Raw genomic sequence first — 23,608 nt, forward strand, 5'->3', positions numbered from 1 at the left:
TCACAGGGCCCCTTCCAGCCAGGCGTCGGCATCCGCCTCGAACGCCGCGCGCACTGCCTCGTTACCGATCCGCTCCAGCGCATCCGCGACGAAGGCGCGCGTCAGCAGCGCCTGCGCGCGGGCCTTGGGAATGCCACGGCTCTGCATGTAGAACAACGCCCGCGTATCCAGCTCGCCCACGGTTGCGCCGTGCGCGCACTTCACGTCGTCGGCAAAGATCTCCAGTTCGGGCTTCAGGTTCACCGTCGCCGTTCGCTGGAGCAGCAGCCCGCGCAGCGATTGCTCGCCGTCCGTCTTCTGGGCATGGCGCGCCACCTCGACCGCCGCCGCCAGGCTTGCCGCGCTGGTATCGGCCGCCACCGCACGCCACAATTGGTGCGACTGGCCGTTGGGGGCGGCATGGCGCACCCGCACGGCGCATTCCTGCCGCTGGTTGCCACGGGTCAGCAGCGCGCCGCCGAACTCGGCAAAGCCGCCATCGCCCGCCAGCACGATGCCGGCATCGATCCGCGACCCGGCATCGCCCGCGCCCAAATGCGTCGCAACGATGCTCGCACCCTCGCCCAATTCCGCCTCGGTGCGCAGCGACACGAACCCGGCGTCCTGCACCAGCCGCACCGCATGCATCAGCCGCGCCGCGGCGCCCAGCCGCACCCGCGTCAGCCGGTTGGTCCAGCCCCGCCCGACATAGGTTTCCACCACCTGTGCCGCTGCATCCGGGCCCAGCACGATTTCGGCGGGCAGATGGTTGGCGGCACCCGTCGCGACATGGACGATCTGCACCGGCCAGGCGACGGCATCCTCGTCCAGCCTGAGCGACCAGCCCTGCCCCAGCGCATGACGCCCGAGCGGGTGGTCCCCCGCCTCGACGGTGCCCAGCATCACCCGATGCAGGTCGCTCGCGCCCTCGTCCAGCACGCCGTCCACGAACAGCAGCCGTGCGCCGGGCAGGTCCAAAAAGTGTCGCGCACCGTCCTCGGCAGGTCCGCGCGCGCTCTCCGCCGCCGCTTTCAACGCGGCGAGATCGGCCCAGCGCCACGCTTCGTCACGCGTCGAGGGAAGTTCCAGCGTTTCGCTCATGCGGCGACCCCGGCGTAACCCTCGCGCTCCAGTTCCAGCGCCAGCTCCGCGCCGCCCGACCGGACGATGCGGCCATCGGCCAGCACATGCACCTTGTCCGGGTTCACATAATCCAGCAGCCGCTGGTAATGCGTGATCAGCAGCACCGCCTTGTCGGCCTTGCGCATGATGCGGTTGATGCCATCGCCGACGATGCGCAGCGCATCGATGTCCAGCCCGCTGTCCGTTTCGTCCAGGATCGCGAACTTGGGGTCGATGATGCCCATCTGTACCATCTCGTTGCGCTTCTTCTCACCGCCGGAAAAGCCGACATTGACCGGCCGCTTCAGCATCTCCTGGTCCAGCCCCAGCCCGTCGGCCTGCGTGCGTGCCAGCTTCAGGAACTCGGCACCCGACAGCGGCTTTTCGCCCCGGCTGCCGCGCTGCGCGTTCAGGCTTTCGCGCAGGAACTGCACGTTCGACACGCCCGGAATCTCGACCGGATACTGGAAGCCCAGGAACATCCCCGCGGCGGCACGCTCATGCGGCTCCAGCGCCAACAGGTCCTGCCCGTCGAACGTCACCGATCCCGCCGTCACCTCATAGCCCGGACGCCCGCCCAGCACATAGCCGAGCGTCGACTTGCCCGCCCCGTTCGGCCCCATGATCGCATGGATCTCACCAGCCCCCACTTCCAGCGACAGGCCCTTGAGGATCGGCTTGCCGTCGATCTCGGCATGGAGGTTTTCAATCTTGAGCATCGTGTTCCTCAACGGCCCCGCGGGGCATCTTCATCTCTGAACCTCCCCGACAGCACGGGGAGCGAATACGCGTCAGCGGATCAGCCGACCGAGCCTTCCAGCGAAATCCCCAGCAGCTTCTGGGCCTCGACCGCGAATTCCATCGGCAGTTGCTGCAACACCTCGCGCGCAAAGCCGTTGACGATCAGCGCGACCGCGGCCTCCTGGTCCAGCCCGCGCGACATGGCGTAGAACAGCTGGTCCTCGCTGATCTTCGACGTCGTCGCCTCATGCTCGATCTGCGCGCTGGGGTTCTTCACCTCGATATAGGGCACGGTGTGCGCCCCGCACTGATCGCCCAGCAACAGGCTGTCGCACTGGGTGAAGTTGCGGACATTCTCCGCGGTCGGCGTCACGCGCACCAGCCCGCGATAGGTATTGTCCGAACGCCCGGCCGAGATACCCTTGGACACGATGGTCGAGCGGGTGTTCTTGCCCAGATGGATCATCTTGGTGCCGGTATCGGCCTGCTGGCGATTGTTGGTGACCGCGACCGAGTAGAACTCGCCCACCGATCCGTCGCCCGCCAGCACGCAGGACGGGTATTTCCACGTGATCGCCGATCCCGTCTCGACCTGCGTCCAGCTTACCTTGCTGTTCCGCCCCTGGCACAGCGCGCGCTTGGTGACGAAGTTGTAGATGCCGCCGACGCCGTTCTCGTCGCCCGGATACCAGTTCTGGACGGTCGAATATTTGATCTCGGCATCGTCCAGCGCGACCAGTTCGACCACGGCTGCGTGCAGCTGGTTCTCGTCGCGCATCGGCGCGGTGCAACCCTCGAGGTAGGACACATAGGCGCCCTTGTCGGCGACGATCAGCGTACGCTCGAACTGCCCGGTATTCTCCGCATTGATGCGGAAATAGGTCGACAATTCCATCGGGCAGCGCACGCCCTCGGGCACGTACACGAACGTTCCGTCGGAGAAGACCGCCGAGTTCAGCGTCGCGAAATAGTTGTCGCGCTGCGGCACCACCTTGCCCAGCCATTTGCGGACCAGCTCGGGATATTCGCGCACCGCCTCGGAGATCGAACGGAAGATGACGCCTGCCGCTTCCAGCTCGGCCCGGAACGTCGTCGCCACCGACACCGAATCGAACACTGCGTCCACCGCCACCTTGCGCGCCCCCTCGACGCCGGCGAGCACCTTCTGCTCCTCGATCGGAATGCCCAGCTTTTCATAGGTCCGCCGAATCTCGGGATCGAGCTCGTCGAGCGAGGCGATCGTCGCCTTCGCCTTGGGCTCGGCGTAGTAATAGGCGTCCTGATAATCGATCGGCGGCACGTTCAGCTTGGCCCAGTCGGGCGCCTCCATCGTCTGCCACAGGCGGAACGCCTTCAACCGCCAGTCGAGCATCCATTCGGGCTCGCCCTTCTTGGCGGAAATATAGCGAACCGTGTCCTCGCTCAGCCCCTTGGGCGCGAAGTCCTGCTCGATATCGGTGGCAAAGCCCCACTCGTACTTCTTCGATACGGCCGCATGGGCCTCGGCATTCTTCGTCGCCATTATGCCATCACCCCCGCGCCATCATGCGCGCTTGCTGAATCCTGCCGAACCGCCTCCGGCCCGCTTGCCAGCGTCGCCAGCGTGATACCCGCCAGCGCGCCCCTGACCGCATGGTTCACCGCGTTCCAGTGCGGCTTCATGCGGCAATCCTTCTCGATCGCGCAGTCATGCGCGCCCGCCTCGACGCACGCCGTCATCGCGATCGGCCCTTCGACCGCCTCGACGATATCGGCAAGACTGATCGCCTCCGCCTCGCGCGCCAGCCGAAAGCCGCCGCCGGTGCCACGCGCGCTCTCGATCAGGCCCGCCGCCGACAGCCGGCTGACCAGCTTCTGCGCGGTGGGCAGCGGCACCCCCGTTTCGCCTGCCAATACGGTCGCGGTCAGCCGCACCGCGCCGCCATCCAGGCGCGCGGCACTCGACATCATCACGACCGCATAGTCGGCAAGGCTGGAGAGGCGCATCTATTCCAATCGGACCGTTTCGTTCCGATTGGGCAGATGGCTATGGGGACGGGATTCGTCAACCGCAAATCGGGCCGCTGCGGCACCAAGCGTTGCGATCAGAGTAAGCGGCTTTGCGCATGTGCCCCCGACGCGCTAACGCCGCCGCCATGGCCTTCTACCACCCCCTCCTGTTCGCCATGGATGCCGAGCGCGCGCACGGCCTGACGATCGCGATGCTGTCGCGCTGGGGGGCGGTGGGCGCCCCGCTGGCGGTCGATCCCCGCCGCTTCCCCCGCCTCGCCACCCGCGTGGCGGGCCTCGACTTTCCCAATCCGGTCGGCCTCGCCGCCGGCGTCGACAAGGACGGACAGGCGATCACCGGCTTTTCCGGCCTCGGCTTCGGCAGCGTCGAGATCGGCACGCTTACGCCCAAGCCCCAGCCGGGCAACCCCAGACCCCGCCTGTTCCGGCTGGTCGAGGACAAGGGCGTGGTGAACCGCTACGGCTTCAACAATGGTGGCCTCGACGCCGGCCTTGCCCGCGCGCGCACCGCGAAGCGTACCGCCACGCTCGGCATCAATGTCGGCGCCAACAAGGACGCCGCCGACCGGATCGCCGACTATACGCACGGCGTGCGCGCCGCCGCCCCCGTCGCCGATTACGTCACCATCAACATTTCCAGTCCCAACACGCCCGGCCTGCGCGACCTGCAGCACGGCGCCGCCCTTGCCGAACTGCTCGCCGCCTCCCGCGCCGCGGCGGGCACCACGCCCCTGTTCCTGAAGGTTGCCCCCGACCTCGATACGGCGCAGATCGACGACATCGCTCGCGCCGCGATCGACCACCGGCTGGATGCGATCATCATCGGCAACACCACGATCACCCGCCCCGGCCTCGCCTCCCCCAATGCCACCGAGACCGGCGGCCTGTCCGGCGCGCCGCTGGCCCCGCTTGCCCGCGAGAAGCTTGCCGCCTTCCGCAGCGCCACGGGCGCGCAGATCGCGCTGATCGCGGCCGGCGGGATCGGCTCGGCCGAGGAAGCCTATGCCCGCATCCGCGCCGGGGCCAGCCTTGTCCAACTCTACTCCGCGCTGGTCTATGAAGGCCCCGGCCTGCCCGGCCGCATGCTGGAAGGGCTCGATGCCCTGCTGGCGCGCGACGGCTTCGCCAGCGTGGCGGAGGCGGTGGGCGCCTGACGTTACGACTTGGCGCAGGCAACCCGCGCCGGTAGGTTCGCGCGCGATGAAGACCCTGCTGCTCGCCGCCGCCGCGCTCGCCCTGCCCGCCACCGCATCCGCCCGCACCACCACCAGACCCGTTACAAAAAGCCCCGTTACCCAGGGGATGGTCAGCGCCGCCGACCCCCGCGCCGCGCAGGCCGGGGTCGACATGCTGCGCATGGGCGGCACCGCCACCGACGCCGCGATCGCCACCATGCTGGTGCTGAACGTGGTGGAGCCGCAGAATTCCGGCATCGGCGGCGGCAGCTTCTGGGTGTCCCACGCCGCCCGCACGGCCCGGCTCTCCACCATCGACGCGCGCGAGGCCGCGCCCGCCGCCGCCGACCCGCGCTGGTTCTTCGCACCCGACGGCACGCCCCTGTCGCACGGCGATGCCGTGCCTGGCGGCCGCAGCGTCGGCGTGCCCGGCGCGCTGCGCGGCATGGCGCTCGCCTATCGCCAGTCGGGCAGGCTGCCCTGGAAGACGCTGTTCGGCCCCGCCATCCGCCTCGCCCGCGACGGCTTCACGGTCAGCGAGCGGCTGCACGGCGGCCTGATCCGCTTCGGTGCCCATGTCGATGCCGCCACCCGTGCGCGCTTCTCGGGGCCCGACGGCCAGCCGCTTCCCGTTGGCGCCACCGTCCGCGTCCCCGATCAGGCCGCGCTCTTCGAACGCATCGCCGCGCAAGGGCCCGACAGCTTCTATGTCGGCCCGCAGGCGCAAAAGATCGTCACCACCGTCAACACCGCCGCGCGCAATCCGTCGAGGATGACCACCGGCGACCTCGCCACCTATGACGCCAAGTCGCGCCCGCCCGTCTGCGGCACCTACCGCGCCTACCGTATCTGCGGCATGGGGCCGCCATCGGCCGGCGGCGTCACCGTGCTGATGATCCTGAAGCAGCTCGAACGCTTCGACATGGGCAGGCTCGGCCCCGCCTCCGCCACCGCCTGGCACCTGTTCGCCGAATCCTCACGCCTCGCCTATGCCGACCGCGACATGTACCTCGCCGATCCCGATTATGTGCAGGTGCCGGTCAGGGGGCTGACCGACCCGACCTATCTGGCCACCCGCTCCGCCCTCATCGCGCCGGACCGCACCATGGCGAGCGTCTCGCCGGGCACGCCGCCGGGCGCCCCGCCCCGCGTCCGCGCGCCCGTCAGCGAGGTACCCGGCACCTCCGACCTCGCCGCCGTCGATGCCGCCGGCAACGCGGTACAGGTGACCACCACGATCGAGGGCTATTTCGGCTCCGGCCTGTCCGTCGACGGCACCTCGCTCAATAACGAGCTGACCGATTTCGACATCGTGCCCGTCAGGGACGGCCGCCTCGTCGCCAACCGGGTGGAGGGCGGCAAGCGCCCGCGCAGCTCGATGTCGCCGACCATCGTCTACGACCCGCAGGGCAAGGTCCGCCTTGCGGTCGGGGCCGCCGGCGGCTCGACCATCATCGCGCAGGTCGCCAAGGCGATCATCGGCGTCGTCGACTGGAAACTCAGCGCGCAGGATGCGATCGGCCTCGGCCTCGTCTATGCGCCGGGCCAGGTCGCGACGGTCGAGAAGGGCACCACCCTCGAACCCCTCGTCCCCCAGCTTCAGGCCTTGGGCGAACAGGTGCGCGTCGCACCGCTCGGCCTGAAGGCCAATGCGATCGAGCGGGTGAACGGCCGCTGGGTCGGCGCCGCCGATCCGCGCAGCGAGGGCGTGGCGATCGATGTCGCCGGCAACGTCACCCGCATCCGCCGTCAGGGCTCGATCTTCGACCGCCCGGCGGAATAAGCAACGAAAACAGAACCCCGTGCGTCGCACCGACGATGATGCGGGCGATCAGGAGAGGCCGATGCGAACGCTGGAACATTTTCCCAACCTCGTCACCATGTTCTTCACCCGCGCCGCGGAGAAGGGCGACGCGCCCTTCCTGTCGCGCAAGCAGAACGGCGCCTGGGTCTCGATCAGCTGGGCGGACGCCGCGCGCGCCGTCGCCAGCCTTGCCAACGCGCTGACCGATATCGGGCTGCAACGTGGCGACCGGGTGATGCTGGTCAGCGAGAACCGGCCGGAATGGTGCATCGCCGACCTCGCGATCATGGCCGCCGGCTGTGTGACGGTGCCGACCTACACCACCAATACCGAGCGCGACCACGCGCACATCATCGAGAATTCGGGCGCCCGCGCGGTCATCGTCTCGACGCAGAAGCTCGCCAACACGCTGATGCCCGCCGTCCTGCGCTCCACCCATCTCGAAAAGGTGATCGGGATCGAGCCGCTGCGCCTGGGGCAAAGCCAGATCGAGTGCTTCCAATATGACGCGCTGATCGACAAGCATGCCGCGGACCCCGCCACGGTGGCCGCACGCGCCGATTTCGTGCGCGGCGACCTGGCGTGCATCATCTACACCTCGGGCACCGGCGGCGCGCCGCGCGGGGTGATGCAGCATCACGGCGCGATCCTTCACAACGTCAATGGCTGCGTGCACATCATCGCCGAGGATTTCTCCTGGGACGACGAGGAGGTGTTCCTGTCCTTCCTGCCCCCCAGCCACGCCTATGAGCATACCGGCGGCCAGTTCCTGCCCATCGGCCTGGGCGGCCACATCTATTATGCCGAAGGCCTCGACAAGCTCGCCGCCAATATCGAGGAGGTGCGCCCGACGATCATGGTCGTCGTGCCCCGCCTGTTCGAGGTGCTGCGCACCCGCATTACCAAGGGCATCGAGAAGAAGGGCGGCCTTGCCGCGCGCCTGCTCGGCCACGCGCTCGATCTCGGCGCGAAATCCTATGACGGCCGCCTGCGCCTCGTCGACCGCCCCCGCCAACTGGCGGTGGGCACGCTGTTCAAGCCCAAGATCTCCAAACGTTTCGGCGGCCGGTTGAAGGCGATGGTATCGGGCGGTGCGCCGCTCAACCCGGAAATCGGCATCTTCTTCCACTCGATCGGGCTCACCGTGCTGCAAGGCTATGGCCAGACCGAGGCGGCCCCCGTCATCGCCTGCAACCGCCCGTCCGCGGGCCTGCGCATGGACACGGTCGGCCCGCCGCTCGCCGATACCGAGGTGCGGATCGCCGAGGATGGCGAGATACTGGTGCGCGGTGAACTCGTCATGCACGGCTATTGGCATAACGAGGCGGAAACCGACCGCGTGCTGCAGGATGGCTGGCTGCACACCGGCGATATTGGCGAGTTCGACGCGGCCGGTCGCATCAAGATCACCGACCGCAAGAAGGACATCATCATCAACGACAAGGGCGAGAATGTCGCGCCCCAGAAGGTGGAGGGGATGCTGACCCTCCAGCCCGAGATCCTTCAGGCGATGATCGCGGGCGACCGCCGCCCCTATATGGTCGCGCTCATCGTCCCCGATCCCGAATGGACGCAGGAATGGTGTGCGAAGCGCGGCACCGCCTGCCGGGCGGACGCGCTATGGGACGATCTCGATTACCGCGCCGCGCTCACCGCCGCGGTCGACCGGGTCAACCGCGACCTGTCCGTCACCGAGCGCATCCGCCGCTTCATCCTGGCCGACGAACCCTTCGCGATCGAAAACCAGCAGATGACCCCCTCGCTCAAGATCCGCCGCCACATCATCCGCCAGATCTACGGCGAGAAACTGGACGCGCTCTACAAGGGGTGACCACTAACCCCCTCTCCCCTCCGGGGAGAGGGCGCCAAGCCTCACCCCTTCGGCACCACCTTCAACGTCCAGTCCCGCTCCGGCCGCAGATATTTCACCGCAACCGCCTGCAACTGCGCCGGATCGATCGATACGAAATCCTGCGCCAGCTGCTGCGTCGCCTCCACCCGCTTGGGATCGAACGAGGCGCCGCCCAGCTGCTGCAACCAAAACTGGTTGCCCGAGGATGCGCGCAGGATGAATTGCCCCATCGGCCGCTTGATGCGCTGCAACTCGTCCGCCCCGATCGGGTTCGCCACCAGGTCGGCGGCGATCTCGCGCGCCAGGGTGAAGAAGAAGTCCACCTTGTCCGGCGCCACCTGCCCGATCGCGATCATCCGCCCGCCGCCCGACAGGCCGATCGGCCACTGACTCGCCACCTGCGGCGTATAGCTCGCCCCCGCCTCCGAGCGCAGCCGGTCGAACAGCCGGTCGGAGAACACCTGCGCCAGCACGTCGAGCCGCGTCCGGTCGCGCCAGTCCGCGCTCCCGCCGCCCGTCGGCCACGCGATCACCGCCGCCGCCTGGTCCGCCGCCCCGTCATGCGTCCTGACGACGGGCGCCGCGACATGCGCCGGAAACCGGATCGCCGGCGCCGCCCCGCTCGCCGCCGGACGCGGCTTCAGCGCGCCGAACGTCCGGCCCACCGCCGCGATCGCCTCGTCCGCCTTCACGTCCCCGAACACCGACACCTCGATCGGGCCGGAGGCGAGCAGCGGCGCCCACAGCGCCTTGAACGCGGCGGGCGTCGTCCCCGCCACCACCTCGGGCGTGGGCGTTCCCCAGCGCGGATCGCCGTCGTGCAGCAACCGCTCCAGATCGCGGCTGATCACCCCGTCGGGCGAGGCGCTGAACCCGGCATAGGCCGCGCGCACCACGGCCTTGGCGCGGGTCAGGGGTGCCGGGTCCCAGGCGGGCGCCGCCAGCTTGGCCGCCATCAGTTGCAGATTGTCGGCATAATCGCTCGGCGAGGTGATCGCCCCCAGCGCGAACGCGTCATTCTCGATGCCGAAGTCCAGCCCCAGCCGGCGTCCGGCGCTCAACTGGTCCAGGTCGCCCTGGTCCAGCTTGCCGATACCGCCCGCCATCAACGCCAGGTCCGCCGCCCAGATCGGACTCTCGCGGTTCGCGGGCAGCGCATTATAGCCCTGCCCGAACCGGGCCCGCAGATAGACGCGCCCCGTTTCCGACGCGTTGGGGAACAGCAGCAGGCGCACGCCATTGGCGAACACCACCTGTTCCATGTCCAGCGCCGGGATCGCCTGTCGCGAGACGACCTTGCCTGGCGTTCCCAGCCTGGGCAGTTGCGCAAAGGTGACGTTGGCCTGTTGCCGCCGCTTGCCCGCCAGCGCGGACACGTCCGCCTTCAACGCCGCCGCCAGCTTCGTCGCAACGCCCGGATCGGGGCTCCGCGTGTTGACCAGCGCCCGCGTCGCATCCCCCTGGAAGATCTTGCGGGTGGAGGCGAGCAGCGTTTCCGGCGTGAACATCTTCTTGGCGATCGCGTCCCTCAGGATCGCGTAGGACGTCTCCGGCCCCGTCACCGTTTCGCGGATGTCGAGCGCTTCGACCATGTCGTCGGCCTGCCGCGCGCCGGCCTCCACCCGCGCCGTCTCCACCTGGGTGCGCATGATGGTGTCGAAATCGGCCAGTTCGCGGTCGACCTCGGCCTGCCCCGGCGCGGTCGCCATGGCATCGGCGATCACCGCGCGCACGTCCTTCAGCGCCGCCTCCCAGTCGTCGCCCACCGGCACGATGTTCACCGCGGTCAGGTTCGCCGATCGCGACACGTCGTCCAGGCTGACCCCCGCCTGCAGGAAGCTGCCCCCGGCCCGCGCGCGCGTCTCCAGCCGCCGGCTGATCAGCCGCGTGGCCAGCATGTCGACCAGCCGCTTCTGGTTGAAGATGATCGTGTCGTCCTGATACCGCCATGGCCGCATCACGCCCATCACCACCACCGGCGGCAGGCCCGGCTCGGCGATCGATGCCGATGGCGGCTGATCCGCCTGTGGCGTGCCGAAATCGGGGTCCACCGGCTTCTCGCCCACCCCCTTCCAGTCGGCGAAATTCTTGGCGATCAGCCGCGCGAACACCGCCGGGTCCATGTCGCCGGAGATGATGACCACCGCCCGCTCGGGCCGATACCAGCGGTCGTGGAACGCGCGCACGCTGGCCGCGGTCGCCGCCTGCAACGTCTCCACCTGCCCGATCGGCGAGCGCTGGCTGAGCGGTTGCCCGGCAAAGAAGGTTTCGCGCAGCTTGTCGGACCAGCGCACCTGCGGCCCCAGCTGCTCGCGCCGCTCGGCCAGCACCACCGGGCGTTCCGCGGCCAGCGCCGCATCGGTCAGCGCAGGCTTTTCCATCATGCCCGACAGGATCTTCAGGCTTTCGTCCAGCCCCGCCTCGGTCGCGCCCGGCAGGTCCAGCTTGTAGACGGTCTGGGTGGGCGTGGTCGACGCATTCGAATCCGATCCGAACGTCGCGCCGAACCGCTGCCAGATGCGCTTGGCCTCGCCATCGGGCACATATTCCGATCCGCGGAAGCTCAGATGCTCGATGAAGTGCGCGAAACCGCGTTCCGAATCCCGCTCGTTCAACGACCCGGCATCGATCCGCACCCGGACCGCCACCTGCCCCGGCGGCACTCCGTTCTTGCGCACCGCGTAGCGCAAGCCGTTGGGCAGCGTGCCGAAGGCCCAGGCCTTGTCCTGCGGCAGGTCCGATCCCTTGTAGAGCCAGGGGGTCTGGTCGACGCCGGGGATCGGCGGCACCGCGGCGGGTGCCGGTTGCTGCACCGGCGCGACGGGGGCGGCCTGCGGGGCCGGTGTCTGCTGCCCGGACACCGGCGCCAGGCCGGCCAGTCCCAGCCCGAGGAAGAGAAGGACGGGAGCGCGATATGCGCGCGAAGGAAACGCCATAGGCACCACCCTGTACCCGCTCGCGGCCCCCTCCGCCAGCCACGCCCGCCGCATCCTTGCCCGATCCCGCCATCATTTCGACCCATAGCGCGACTAGGGCGCCGATACTGGCCGGCCACGGCACGGCAACAACAGACAAGTGGTTGATCCGATGGGCGTTGAGGTAAAAGTTGGACAGGACCGTCTTTTATGGCGGAACGCGGACGACGCACCCCGTGGCCGCGCCGTCACCCCCGATCTCGGCTCGATCTCGGGCGCGCCGCAACCCGGCGCCCCGATGCGGGCCGAACGCGGCCGCCCCTTCATCATCCGCTTCGGCAAGCAGATCCGCGGCGTGTTCGACCGGCTGATCGGGTCGTCCTCGCTCGTCTCGAACGATCCCGTCCTCGACACCCGCGACTTCGCCTGGACCGCCGCCCTGCGCGACAACTGGCAGGCGATCCGCGACGAGGCGGTCTCCGTCGCACTCCAGGGGCAGGCCAGCCCCAGCCTCGCCACCATCTCGCCCGACCACCGCTCGATCGCGGAGGTGAACAAGTGGCGCTCCTTTTTCCTGTGGGGCTACAGCTATCCGATTGCGGACAATCTGGCGCGCTGCCCGCGTACCGCCCAGGTCGTCGCCTCCATCCCCGGCCTCAACTCGGCCTTCTTCTCGATCCTCGCGCCCGGCACCCACATCCCCGATCACCGCGGCGTCACCAAGGGGCTGATCACCTGTCATCTCGGCCTGATCGTGCCGCGCGACGGCGATGTGCGGATGCGTGTCCACGACCGCATCGTCCGCTGGGCGGAAGGCGAGACGCTGGTCTTCGACGATACCTACCAGCATGAGGTCTGGAACGAGACGAACGGCACCCGCGTCGTCCTGCTCATTCAGTTCGAACGCCCCCTGCGCCAGCCGGGCAAATGGTTCGCCGACCTGTTCATGGGCTTCGTCCGCCGCTCCGCCTTCGTCCAGGAAGCGCGCACCAACATCGACACCTGGAACGCCGCCGTGAAACAGATGGACGTGTAACCTTACACCCTCTCCCCGGCAGGGAGTAGAGTATTTGACGCACCCCGCTATCCCCCCGGAAACGATCCCTTTCCCCCAACCCGCTTGATCCTCGCCCCGCGCCGCGCCACATGCTCCCCATGCTGATCGAAACCGAAGCCACGCCGAACCCCGCGACGCTGAAGTTCCTGCCCGGTCGGGCGGTGATGGATGCCGGCACCCGCGATTTCGCCACTCCCGAAGAGGCCACCGCCAGCCCGCTGGCCGAGGCGATCTTCGACCTGGGCGACGTCACCGGCGTCTTTTTCGGCCGTGACTTCGTTTCGGTGACCATCGCGCCCGGCATCACCTGGGCGGACGTGAAGCCCGACGTGCTCGGCATCCTGCTCGACCATTTTTCCGCCAACATGCCGCTCTTCCGCCAGGGCAGCGCCGACTTCGCCGTGCCCGTCGAGGAAGAAAGCTTTGCCGACGATCCCGCCGATGCCGACATCGTCGCCCAGATCCGCGAGTTGATCGAAACCCGCGTCCGCCCAGCGGTGGCCAATGACGGTGGCGACATCGTCTATCGCGGCTTCGACAAGGGCAAGGTATACCTGCGGATGCAGGGCGCCTGCGCCGGCTGCCCGTCTTCGTCCGCCACGCTCAAGAACGGCATCGAGCAGCTGCTGCGCCACTATGTTCCCGAAGTCACCGAAGTGAGGGCCGTCTGATGCAGCCGCTCGACGACGCCGCGCTCGACCGGCTGTTCCGCGAAGCCCGCACCTTCAATCATTATCTCGATACGCCCGTCGAAACCTCGGCGCTGCACGCGATCTGGGACCTGATGAAGTTCGGCCCCACCTCCGCCAACCAGCTTCCCGCCCGCCTCGTCTGGTGCACCAGCCAGGAGGCCAAGGACCGGCTCGCCGCCTGCGCCAGCGACTCGAACGCGGCCAAGATCCGCAAGGCGCCCGTTGGGGTCGTCATCGGCATGGACGTGAACTTCCACGAACATCTGCCCGATCTTTATCCGCATGTGGACGCAAAGAGCTGGTTCGACGGCAACACGGAACTGCGCGAGGCGTCCGCCTTCCGCAACAGCTCGCTCCAGGCCGGCTATTTCATCCTGGCCGCCCGCGCGCTGGGGCTGGATACCGGTCCGATGTCGGGCTTCGACGCCGGACAGGTCGATGCGGCCTTTTTCGCGGATCAGCCCGGCGTGCGTACCAACCTGATCTCCACGCTCGGTTACGGCGATCGCTCGACGCTCCACCCGCGCAACCCGCGGCCGGACTTCGACCGCTTCAACCGCATCGCCTGATCCCTTGCGCACGCTCGTCATCGAGACCGCCACCGCCGCCTGCTCGGTCGCGCTGATCGAGGACGGGCGGGTGATCGACCATGCGCATGACGTGGTCGGCCGCGGTCATGCCGAAAAGCTGGTGCCGATGATCGCCGCGCTGAATGGCGGCGGCCGGGCAGACCGCATCCTGGTGGATTGCGGCCCGGGCAGCTTTACCGGCATCCGCGTCGGGCTCGCCGCCGCGCGCGGCCTCGCCTTTGGCTGGCAGGTGCCGGTCGCGGGCTTTCAGTCGCTCGCGCTCGTTGCCGCCGCTGCCCTCGCCGCGCACGATCTGGCGGAGGTGTGCGTCGTGCTGGAGGGCGGGCATGGCGAGGTCTTCGTGCAACCCTTCGCCGCCGATCTCACCCCGCTCGCCCCCGCCGCCTCGTGCAAGCCCGATGCCGCGCTCGCCGATCTCGCCGGCCGCACCGCGGTCGGCAACGGCGTCCACCGGCTGACCACGCTCGCCCCCGACCTGCCCGTGATCGAGGCGCTGCCCGACGCGGCCGAGGCGCATCGCCTGCCCCCCGCCCAGGCCGATCTGCCGCCGCGGCCGATCTATGGCCGGGCGCCCGATGCAAAGCCCCCCACGCCCAGGCCCGCGCTCGGGGTCGCTGCATGATGGCGACGCGCAGCCTTACGCTGCGCACCGGCGATGCGCGCGACGTGGGCGTGATGGATGCGCTGATGGCCGCCGCCTTCGAGGCCCGCTGGGGCGAGGCATGGACCCGGTCGCAGGCGATGGGCGTGCTGGCGATGCCCGGCATCCACCTGGTCTTCGCGCTGGTCGACGACATCCCCGCCGGCTTCGCCCTCACCCGCGCCGTGCTGGACGAGGCCGAGCTGCTGCTGCTGGCCGTCACGCCGGCGCATCGCCGCGCCGGCGTCGGCACCGCGCTGATGCAGGGTGTGCTGACCGACTGCGCCGCGCGCGGCGTGACCCACCTCCACCTCGAGGTGCGCGAGAACAATCCCGCCATCGCCTTCTACCAGCGTCACGGCTTCACGCGTCAGGGCATTCGCCGCGGCTATTACCGGGGCCATGACGGCGTGGCTTATGATGCGCATACCTACGCGCGGGTGGTGGGATAGCTTCGGAAGCCCCCCCGGAGGGTAGAGGGCAGAAAGTCCCACTTATTGCGAATCGCTATCCTCTTTTCGCAAAAACGCTTTGGGCCTATATGATGGCGCGTCCCAAGGAGTAGTGAAGCATGGCCCGCAAAATCGATCTGGAAGCGCTCTGCGCGCAAAAGGGGCTGCGCATCACCGAGCAGCGGCGCGTCATCGCGCGCGTGCTGTCCGAGGCTGAGGATCACCCCGATGTCGAAAAGGTCTATGAGCGCGCCGCCGCGATCGACCCCGGCATCTCGATCGCCACCGTCTATCGCACCGTGCGCCTGTTCGAAGAGGCCGGCATCCTCGACCGCCACGATTTTGGCGACGGTCGCGCCCGTTACGAGCCTTCGCCCGAGGCGCATCACGACCATCTGATCGATGTCGAGACCGGCCGCGTCATCGAATTCGTCGATCCCGAACTCGAACAGCTGCAAAAGGCGATCGCCGAGAAGCTCGGCTTCCGCCTCGTCGATCACCGCATGGAACTCTACGGCGTCAGCCTCGATCGCCAGCCGAAGCCGGATCGTTGAAGCAGGGCCGGCTGGCGATCCGGGTCGCCGGCCTTTCCGCCAGCCTCGCCGGCGCGCTGGCCCTTCACGGCGCCTGGCGCAGCGGGCGGCGCGCCTCGCCCTGGCCGCGGCGGTTTCTGGCCCGCGTCGCGCGCATCGCCGGCGCGCGGGCCCGCATCGTCGGCCAGCCGCTGACCCGCGACGTGATGTTCGTCGCCAATCATCAGAGCTGGCTCGACATTCCCCTGCTCGCCGGCGCCACCGGCACCAGCTTCGTCGCCAAGGCCGAGCTCGCCCGCACGCCGCTGGTCGGCTGGCTGTGCGGCCTCAACCGGACCCTGTTTATCGAGCGCGCCGACCGTCTCGGCATTGCGGACCAGGTGCAGGCGATCCGCGACGCCCTCGCCCGCGGCCAGCCGCTCGCCATCTTTCCCGAAGGCACCACCGGCGACGGCCGGGCATTGCTCCCCTTCAAGCGCGCCCTCTTCGCCGCGCTCGACCCCGCCCCGCCCGGCATCCGCGTCCAGCCCGTGCGCATCGACTATGGCCCGGCCATGGCCGATCTCGCCTGGCCCGATGGCGAACATGGCCAGACAAACGCCGCCCGCGTCCTTCGCCGCCCCGGCCGCTTCACGGCAACCCTGACCTTCTGCCCCCCCTTCGACCCCGCCGACCACCCCGGCCGCAAAGCCATCGCCGCCGAGGCCCGCCGCCGGATCGAGGATGCCGCCCCAAGGGATTGCGACACCCCCCAGCCCCGTTCGTGCTGAGCGAAGTCGAAGCACAGCCACCGCCGCCTGATAACGACGCTGTCCTACAATCCGCGATTCTGCTACATCGCAGCCATGGGACAGCCCCTCCCCGCTTGCACCTTCATCCAACCGCACGATTGCAAAAAAGGTAAGTGGACACGGACGGGGGGACGTAGTGTCCACTTCCGCGCGCCGCCCCTCCCGCCGGCCGCGCGACTCTGCTATGGGCCCCGCCCATGAAGTCCAATCCGAAGACCTTCCACGTCAAGTCGTTCGGCTGCCAGATGAACGTCTATGACGGCGAGCGCATGGCCGAACTGATGGCCGCCCAGGGCCTGACCGCGACCGATGATGCGAATGCGGCCGACCTCGTCGTGCTCAACACCTGCCACATCCGCGAACGCGCGACCGAAAAGGTCTATTCGGACATCGGCCGCCTGCGCAAACACGCGCGCCAGCAGGGTCACGACCCGATGATCGCCGTCGCCGGCTGCGTCGCGCAGGCCGAAGGCGACGAGATCGTCCGCCGCGCGAATGTGGACGTCGTCGTCGGCCCGCAGGCGTACCACAACCTCCCCGAACTCGTCGCAAAGGCCGCAAAGGGCGAGGCCGCGCTCGATACCGACATGCCGCTCGCCAGCAAGTTCGGCAAGCTGCCCGGCCGCCGCAAGGTCGGCCCGTCGGCCTTCCTGACCGTGCAGGAGGGGTGCGACAAGTTCTGCACCTATTGCGTCGTGCCCTATACCCGCGGTGCGGAGATCAGCCGCCCCTTCGCCGCGATCGTCGACGAGGCAAAGGCGCTGGTCGATGCCGGCGCGCGCGAGATCACGCTGCTCGGCCAGAACGTCAACGCGTGGAACGATGCCGAGAATCACGGCCTGCACGGCCTGATCCGCACCCTCGACCGGATCGAGGGGCTGCACCGCATCCGCTACACCACCAGCCATCCCAACGACATGACGCAAGGGCTGATCGATGCGCATGGCGATGTCGAAAGCCTGATGCCCTTCCTCCATCTGCCGGTACAGGCGGGCAACGACCGCGTGCTGAAGGCGATGAACCGCGCGCACAGCCGCGACTCCTATCTGCGCCTGATCGACCGGATCCGCGCGGTGCGGCCGGACATCGCGCTGTCCGGCGACTTCATCGTCGGCTTTCCCGGCGAAACGGAGGCCGAGTTTGCCGACACGCTCAGCCTCGTCGACGCGCTCGGCTATGCGCAGGCGTTCAGCTTCAAATATTCGCCGCGCCCCGGCACGCCTGCCGCCGACATGGCCGATCAGGTCGAGGCGGAGGTGATGGACGACCGTCTCCAGCGGCTTCAGGCCGCACTCAACCGGGACCAGCACGCCTTCAACCTCGCCAGCGTCGGGCGCACCTGCGACGTGCTGATCGAACGCCGTGGCAAGCTGCCCGGCCAGATGCTCGGCAAATCGCCCTGGTTGCAGTCGGTTCACCTGATCGGCGACCACGCCATCGGCGACGTGGTGACGGTGCAGTTGAGCGCCGCCGGACCCAATTCGCTGACCGGCACGCAGACGCTGCGCGCGGCGGCCTGACTGCGCATCGTGGGCAACCGATTTTCCCACTGGCGCTCCGCCCGTTCGCGCACCATCTTCACGGCAATCCGCGAAGAAAGGATCGCATGAGCCGTAAGCCCCTTCCCGCCCGTGCCGGTGAACGCAGCCGGGTGGAACTGGTGTTCGAAAAGCCGCAGATGCTTGCCCATCTGTTCGGCCAATATGATCGCAATCTGGTCGCGCTGGAGAACCGGCTGGGGGTCTACATCACCGCGCGCGGCAACCGTGTCGGGCTGGAGGGCACCGCCGAACAGGTGGCGATGGCCCGCGATGTGCTGAACGATCTCTACGCCCGCATCGGTCGCGGCGAGGAGGTCGATACCGGTCTGGTCGACGCCTCGATCGCGATGGCGGCGGAACCGACGCTGGACGGCATCGTCTCGGCGGAGCGGTCCTCGCCTCCGCCGATCATGATCCGGACCCGCAAGAAGACGATCGTGCCCCGCACCCCCGCCCAGGCGCATTACATGAAGGAGCTCGTGTCCAACGACATGATCTTCGCGCTCGGGCCGGCGGGCACGGGCAAGACCTATCTGGCGGTGGCGCAGGCGGTGGCACAGCTCATCACCGGCTCGGTCCAGCGCCTGATCCTGTCGCGCCCGGCGGTGGAGGCGGGCGAGCGGCTCGGCTTCCTGCCCGGCGACATGAAGGAGAAGGTCGATCCCTATCTGCGCCCGCTCTACGATGCGCTCTACGACTGCCTACCCGCCGAGCAGGTGGAACGCCGCATCGCCAGTGGCGAGATCGAGATCGCGCCGATCGCCTTCATGCGCGGTCGCACGCTCGGCGACGCCTTCGTCATTCTCGACGAGGCGCAGAACACCACGCCGGCGCAGATGAAGATGTTCCTCACCCGCTTCGGCCAGAACAGCCGGATGGTGATCTGCGGCGATCCCAACCAGGTCGATCTGCCCGGCGGCGTCGCCGCATCCGGTCTCGCCGATGTCGTCCGCCGGCTGGAGGGGCTGGAGAGCATCGCGATGAGCCGCTTCACCGCCGCCGACGTGGTCCGCCACCCGATCGTCGGTCGCATCGTCGAGGCGTATGAAGGCCCCGACGCATGATCCAGATCGAACTCTCCCGTGAGGAGCCGTGGGCGCATGCCGACTGGGACGGCCTCGCCACCCGCGCCGCGCGTGCCGCGATCGAGCGGACGCCGCACGGCCCCCTGCTCACCACGCCGGCGCTGGTCGAGATCAGCGTCCGCCTGACCTCCGACGACGAGGTTCACCACCTCAACAAGCAGTATCGGGGCAAGGACAAGCCGACCAACGTCCTGTCCTTCCCGATGGTGCAGCCCGACCTGATCGAAACCGTCAGCCAGAATTCGGACGATGGCGAGCTGCTGCTCGGCGATATCGTCCTGGCGCACGGCGTCTGCGTCGCGGAGGCGGCCGAGCGCGGCATCGCGGTGGAAACCCATGCCACCCATTTGATGGTGCACGGCGTGCTTCATCTGCTAGGCTACGACCATATGGACGACGACGAGGCAGAGGCGATGGAGGCGATCGAGCGCGACGCGCTGGCCTCGCTCGGCATCGACGACCCTTACAGCGTTCGCGAGGACTAGAAGACCTTCCCATGTCAGAGGGCCAAAGTAGCACCGTCGGCGGTGACTCCCAGGAAAACGGGATATGGAGCGGCCTGCGCTCGCTGATCTTCGGCGAGCAGCAGGAGGAATCGCTGCGCGAGCAGCTTGAGGAGGCGATCGACCGGCACGAGGGCGATCCCGGCCCCGATGCCAAGGGCGACCTGACCCCGCTGGAGCGGCAGATGGTTCGCAACCTCCTGCATTTCGGCGAGCGCGACGCCGGCGACGTCGGCGTGCCGCGCGCCGACATCATCGCGGTGGAGGAACGCACCACCTTCGACCATCTCGTTCAGATCTTTGCGGAGGCCGGGCACAGCCGCCTGCCCGTCTACCGCGAAAGCCTGGATGAGGTGATCGGCATGGTCCACATCAAGGACGTGTTCAACATCCTGGCGACCGGGGCGGAGCATCCCGCGACCATCGCCGGGCTGATCCGCGATCCGCTCTATGTGCCCATGTCGCGCGGCGCGCTCGATCTGCTCGCCGACATGCGCCAGAAGCGCGTCCACCTCGCGGTCGTGCTCGACGAATATTCCGGCACCGAGGGCCTCGTCACCATCGAGGACCTGATCGAGGAGATCGTCGGCGAGATCGAGGACGAGCATGACGATGCGCCCCAGGCGCTGCTCGTGCCGCTCGACGGCGGCGCCTGGGATGCCGACGCCCGCGTCGGTCTGGCGGAGGTCGCCCGCACGGTCGACCCGGCGCTGGAGGAAGCGGAGGAGGATGTCGACACGCTTGGCGGCCTCACCGCGGTGATCGCGGGGCAGGTGCCCGACATCGGTACCCTGGTCGCGCACCCCACCGGCTGGACGATCGAGGTGCTGGAAGCAGACGAACGCCGCATCCACCGCCTGCGCCTCCACCCGCCGGTCCCGGAGGAAACGGACGACTGACGCGCGGGCGGGCCGCCGATGTCATCCGTCGCGAAATTCAGGCAGTCGATCACAGACGGGCAATCAATGCATTTTGCCGCTTGAACCGAAGCTGTCACTCTCCGTTCCAGAATTCGAACGGAACCCGGGAGAGACTCCATGGCAGACGACAAGAAGCGCCCGACGCTCACCACTTCCGCCGGCGCGCCGGTGGGCGACAATCAGAACGCGATCACCATCGGCCCGCGCGGCCCCCTGCTGCTCCAGGACTATCAGCTCATCGAGAAGCTGGCGCACCAGAATCGGGAGCGCATCCCGGAACGCGTCGTCCATGCCAAGGGCTGGGGCGCGTTCGGCACGCTGACCGTCACCTCGGACGCGGTCACCAAATACACCAACGCCGCGCTGTTCAACGAGGTCGGCAAGAAGACCGATCTGCTCCTGCGCTTCTCCACCGTCGCGGGCGAGCAGGGCGCGGCCGACGCCGAGCGCGACGTGCGCGGCTTCTCCTTCAAATTCTACACCGAGGAAGGCAATTGGGATCTGGTCGGCAACAACACGCCGATCTTCTTCGTGCGCGATCCGTACAAGTTCCCGGACTTCATCCGCACCCAGAAGCGTCATCCGCGCACCAACCTGCGCTCGCCGACCGCGATGTGGGATTTCTGGTCGCTCTGCCCTGAGTCCGTTCATCAGGTGACGATCCTGATGTCCGACCGAGGCCTGCCGATCGGCCCGCAATATATGAACGGCTATGGCAGCCACACCTTCTCGTTCTGGAACGACGCGGGCGAGCGCTACTGGTGCAAGTTCCACTTCAAGACCCAGCAGGGCCACAAATTCTACACGAACGAGGAAGCCGCCGAGATCATCGGCAAGAGCCGCGAATCCTATCAGGAGGAACTCTACGGCGCGATCCATGAGGGCCGCTTCCCGAAATGGACGATGTACGTCCAGGTCATGACGCAGGAGCAGGCGAACGAGACGTCGTACAACCCCTTCGACCTGACCAAGGTCTGGCCGCACGCCGATTTCCCGCTGATCGAGGTCGGCGAGATCGAGTTGAACAAGAACCCGGAAAACTACTTCGCCCAGGTGGAGCAGGCCGCGTTCAGCCCGTCCAACGTCGTGCGCGGCATCGGCTTCTCGCCGGACAAGATGCTGCAGGGTCGCATCTTCTCCTATGCCGATGCGCACCGTCATCGTCTCGGCGCACATTACGAGGCGCTGCCGGTCAACCAGCCCAAGTCGCCCGTCGCGCATTACCACAAGGACGGCCTGCTCCGCTTCTTTGCGGACAACAACAATCCGGATGCCTATTACGAGCCGAACAGCTTCGACGGCCCGGTGCAGGACCCGCGCTACAACGAGCCGCCGCTGGAGGTGCACGGCGTCGCCAAGCGGTGGGAGCAGCCGGTCGGCGATGACGATTTCGTCCAGCCGCGCGCGCTCTACACCATGTTCGACGACGAGCAGAAGGGCCGCCTGTTCAAAAACATCGCCGCCGCGATGCATGGCATCCCGCAGTTCATCATCGACCGCCAGCTCGGCCACTTCGCCAAGGTCGACCCCTCCTATGCCGAGGGCGTCCGCAACGCGCTCGCCCATCTCGACAAGTCCGAGGAGGACCGCGAGACGCACAAGGATGTCGATCGCATGGCCGTGACCGAACCGCACAAGAATACCGAGGCGGAGGCACCCAAGTTTGAGCCCGTGAAGTAACCCCCTTTGCTTCCCTGACGGGCCCGATCGGCCGCCGGCGTTTCTCCCACGCCGGCGGCCATTGTCATTGACGCGCCCGCTCTTTCCCTCGGCCGCGGCTGCGTCTAGCAAGGTGCCCATGCGCAAACACATCCTGATCGTGCTCGGCCTGTTGCTCCTTGTCGGGGCCGGCATCGTCACCTGGCTCGCCTGGCCGGACACCGCCCAACTGCCGGTCGATCAGGTCGTCGGCCGTCAACCGACCATCACCGCACCGCGCCAGCAGACCATTCCCACGGTCAAGGTCGCCAAGGCGGTCGGCTGGCAGGCGGGTGCCAAACCCAGCGTCGCGCCCGGCCTGCGGATCGAGGAGTTTGCCGGCGGGCTCGATCATCCCCGCTGGCTCTACCGCCTGCCCAATGGCGACGTGCTGGTGGCCGAGACGAACTCGCCGCCGCGCGAGGGCGGCGGCATCGTGCAAAAGGTGATGAACGTCCTGCTCGGCCGCGCCGGTGCCGGCGTTCCCTCCGCCAATCGCATCGCCCTGTTGCGCGACGCGAATGGCGACGGCCGCGTCGATACCCGCACCGCCTTCATGACCGGGCTCAACTCGCCCTTCGGCATGACGCTGTTCGAGGGGCAGCTATACGTCGCCAACACCGATGCCCTGGTCCGTGTACCCTATACCGAGGGTGCGACCCGCATCACCGCCAAGCCCGAACTGGTCATCAAGCTGAACCCCGGCGGCAATCACTGGGCGCGCAACGTCATCCCGTCGGGTGACGGCCGCACCCTGTTCGTCAGCGTCGGCTCGGCCAGCAATATCGCGGAAGGCGGCATGGAGGCGGAGAAGTACCGCGCCAACATCCTCCAGGTCTGGCCCGCCGACAAGAACTGGCGGATCTATGCCGCGGGCCTGCGCAACCCGAACGGCATGGCGCTCAACCCCGCCAATGGCCGGCTCTGGACCGTGGTCAACGAGCGCGACATGCTCGGCTCCGATCTCGCTCCCGATTACCTGACCCAGGTCGAGTTTGGCGACCATTTCGGCTGGCCCTGGTATTATTGGGGCGGCTATCCCGACACCCGCGTCGAGCCCGCCTATCCGCAACTTCAACAATATTCGAAGCGGCCCGATTACGCGCTCGGCCCCCATGTCGCGGCCCTCGGCCTCACCTTCGCGAACGAAGCGAAACTGGGCAACCGCTTCGGCAACGGCGTGTTCATCGGCGAACATGGCTCGTGGAACCGCAAGCCGGTGTCGGGTTATAAGGTGGTCTATATCCCCTTCGGCGCCAACGGCTTCCCGGTGGCGGGCGCCAAGCCGTTCGATGTCGTCGGCGGCTTCCTGAACGCCGATGGCGATGCACAGGGCCGCCCGGTCGGCGTCATCATCGACAAGACCGGCGCCCTGCTGGTCGCCGACGATGTCGGCAACAAGATCTGGCGCGTCACCGCCCGATAAATCCAAACCCTTTCCCCTCCGGGGAGCATCAGGGAAACAGCGCCCCGCGCTGTTCAGTCCATGCCGGGGGCATGGACGACCT

21 protein-coding genes are annotated in these 23,608 nt (G+C 68.1%); 16 read left to right on the forward strand and 5 right to left on the reverse strand.

Annotated features, from left to right (window positions below; genetic code table 11):
• From OXR08_RS08570 to OXR08_RS08585, 4 genes are all read right to left on the reverse strand, one after another.
• Window positions 1–1,080, reverse strand: a complete 1,080-nt coding sequence (locus OXR08_RS08570; RefSeq protein ID WP_267349309.1) for a SufD family Fe-S cluster assembly protein — start codon at window positions 1,078–1,080, stop codon at window positions 1–3.
• Window positions 1,077–1,820 (reverse strand): Fe-S cluster assembly ATPase SufC, encoded by a 744-nt coding sequence (sufC, locus tag OXR08_RS08575; RefSeq protein WP_267349310.1) that lies wholly within the window; start codon window positions 1,818–1,820, stop codon window positions 1,077–1,079. The genes OXR08_RS08570 and sufC overlap by 4 nt, the downstream gene beginning before the upstream one ends.
• 80 nt (window positions 1,821–1,900) lie before the next feature.
• The gene (gene sufB / locus OXR08_RS08580; protein WP_112381204.1) at window positions 1,901–3,364 is read right to left on the reverse strand and encodes a Fe-S cluster assembly protein SufB; all 1,464 of its coding nucleotides are present in this window, start codon (window positions 3,362–3,364) and stop codon (window positions 1,901–1,903) included.
• Window positions 3,364–3,828: an SUF system Fe-S cluster assembly regulator gene (locus tag OXR08_RS08585; protein ID WP_112381205.1), complete on the reverse strand. Its 465-nt coding sequence runs from the start codon at window positions 3,826–3,828 to the stop codon at window positions 3,364–3,366. The genes sufB and OXR08_RS08585 overlap by 1 nt, the downstream gene beginning before the upstream one ends.
• Window positions 3,829–3,977: 149 nt before the next feature.
• On the opposite strand from OXR08_RS08585, the gene OXR08_RS08590 reads away from it, so the two are divergent.
• From OXR08_RS08590 to OXR08_RS08600, 3 genes are all read left to right on the forward strand, one after another.
• A complete protein-coding gene (locus tag OXR08_RS08590; RefSeq protein WP_267349311.1) occupies window positions 3,978–5,006 on the forward strand; it encodes a quinone-dependent dihydroorotate dehydrogenase in 1,029 nt (342 codons plus the stop codon).
• Between the two features lie 148 nt (window positions 5,007–5,154).
• Complete coding sequence (gene ggt / locus OXR08_RS08595) at window positions 5,155–6,810, forward strand: gamma-glutamyltransferase (protein WP_267349322.1); 1,656 nt, start codon at window positions 5,155–5,157, stop codon at window positions 6,808–6,810.
• 61 nt (window positions 6,811–6,871) lie between these two features.
• Entirely contained in the window at window positions 6,872–8,662 is a 1,791-nt protein-coding gene (locus tag OXR08_RS08600) for a long-chain fatty acid--CoA ligase (protein ID WP_267349323.1), read from the forward strand.
• Window positions 8,663–8,703: 41 nt separating this feature from the next.
• Here OXR08_RS08600 and OXR08_RS08605 read toward each other — a convergent pair whose 3' ends face one another.
• Window positions 8,704–11,619 (reverse strand): insulinase family protein, encoded by a 2,916-nt coding sequence (locus tag OXR08_RS08605; RefSeq protein WP_267349312.1) that lies wholly within the window; start codon window positions 11,617–11,619, stop codon window positions 8,704–8,706.
• Window positions 11,620–11,758: 139 nt separating this feature from the next.
• Here OXR08_RS08605 and OXR08_RS08610 point away from each other — a divergent pair, with 139 nt between their 5' ends.
• The 13 genes from OXR08_RS08610 (at window position 11,759) to OXR08_RS08670 (ending at window position 23,526) form a co-directional block, all read left to right on the forward strand.
• The gene (locus OXR08_RS08610; protein ID WP_267349313.1) at window positions 11,759–12,634 is read left to right on the forward strand and encodes an aspartyl/asparaginyl beta-hydroxylase domain-containing protein; all 876 of its coding nucleotides are present in this window, start codon (window positions 11,759–11,761) and stop codon (window positions 12,632–12,634) included.
• Window positions 12,635–12,753: 119 nt separating this feature from the next.
• A complete protein-coding gene (locus OXR08_RS08615) occupies window positions 12,754–13,326 on the forward strand; it encodes a NifU family protein (protein ID WP_267349314.1) in 573 nt (190 codons plus the stop codon).
• Window positions 13,326–13,916, forward strand: a complete 591-nt coding sequence (locus tag OXR08_RS08620) for a malonic semialdehyde reductase (protein ID WP_267349315.1) — start codon at window positions 13,326–13,328, stop codon at window positions 13,914–13,916. Before OXR08_RS08615 ends, OXR08_RS08620 begins: the two co-directional genes overlap by 1 nt.
• A gap of 4 nt (window positions 13,917–13,920) precedes the next feature.
• Window positions 13,921–14,559 carry a tRNA (adenosine(37)-N6)-threonylcarbamoyltransferase complex dimerization subunit type 1 TsaB gene (gene tsaB / locus OXR08_RS08625; RefSeq protein ID WP_267349316.1) on the forward strand — a complete coding sequence of 213 codons (639 nt, stop codon included), beginning with the start codon at window positions 13,921–13,923 and terminating at the stop codon, window positions 14,557–14,559.
• On the forward strand, window positions 14,556–15,029 hold the full coding sequence (locus OXR08_RS08630) for a GNAT family N-acetyltransferase (RefSeq protein WP_342657651.1): 474 nt from the start codon (window positions 14,556–14,558) through the stop codon (window positions 15,027–15,029). Before tsaB ends, OXR08_RS08630 begins: the two co-directional genes overlap by 4 nt.
• Window positions 15,030–15,148: 119 nt before the next feature.
• Window positions 15,149–15,583 carry a Fur family transcriptional regulator gene (locus OXR08_RS08635; protein WP_112381213.1) on the forward strand — a complete coding sequence of 145 codons (435 nt, stop codon included), beginning with the start codon at window positions 15,149–15,151 and terminating at the stop codon, window positions 15,581–15,583.
• On the forward strand, window positions 15,580–16,332 hold the full coding sequence (locus OXR08_RS08640; RefSeq protein ID WP_267349317.1) for a lysophospholipid acyltransferase family protein: 753 nt from the start codon (window positions 15,580–15,582) through the stop codon (window positions 16,330–16,332). The genes OXR08_RS08635 and OXR08_RS08640 overlap by 4 nt, the downstream gene beginning before the upstream one ends.
• A gap of 218 nt (window positions 16,333–16,550) precedes the next feature.
• Complete coding sequence (gene miaB / locus OXR08_RS08645) at window positions 16,551–17,873, forward strand: tRNA (N6-isopentenyl adenosine(37)-C2)-methylthiotransferase MiaB (RefSeq protein WP_267349318.1); 1,323 nt, start codon at window positions 16,551–16,553, stop codon at window positions 17,871–17,873.
• Between the two features lie 86 nt (window positions 17,874–17,959).
• On the forward strand, window positions 17,960–18,958 hold the full coding sequence (locus OXR08_RS08650; RefSeq protein ID WP_267349319.1) for a PhoH family protein: 999 nt from the start codon (window positions 17,960–17,962) through the stop codon (window positions 18,956–18,958).
• Window positions 18,955–19,464: an rRNA maturation RNase YbeY gene (gene ybeY / locus OXR08_RS08655; protein WP_112381217.1), complete on the forward strand. Its 510-nt coding sequence runs from the start codon at window positions 18,955–18,957 to the stop codon at window positions 19,462–19,464. The genes OXR08_RS08650 and ybeY overlap by 4 nt, the downstream gene beginning before the upstream one ends.
• An 11-nt stretch (window positions 19,465–19,475) precedes the next feature.
• A complete protein-coding gene (locus OXR08_RS08660; protein ID WP_112381218.1) occupies window positions 19,476–20,381 on the forward strand; it encodes a hemolysin family protein in 906 nt (301 codons plus the stop codon).
• Between the two features lie 138 nt (window positions 20,382–20,519).
• Window positions 20,520–22,082, forward strand: a complete 1,563-nt coding sequence (locus OXR08_RS08665) for a catalase (RefSeq protein WP_112381219.1) — start codon at window positions 20,520–20,522, stop codon at window positions 22,080–22,082.
• Between the two features lie 118 nt (window positions 22,083–22,200).
• Complete coding sequence (locus OXR08_RS08670; RefSeq protein ID WP_267349320.1) at window positions 22,201–23,526, forward strand: sorbosone dehydrogenase family protein; 1,326 nt, start codon at window positions 22,201–22,203, stop codon at window positions 23,524–23,526.
• Window positions 23,527–23,608: the final 82 nt, after the last annotated feature.

It is taken from the genome of Sphingomonas sp. GM_Shp_2 (assembly GCF_026540875.1).
Lineage (GTDB): Bacteria > Pseudomonadota > Alphaproteobacteria > Sphingomonadales > Sphingomonadaceae > Sphingomonas > Sphingomonas carotinifaciens.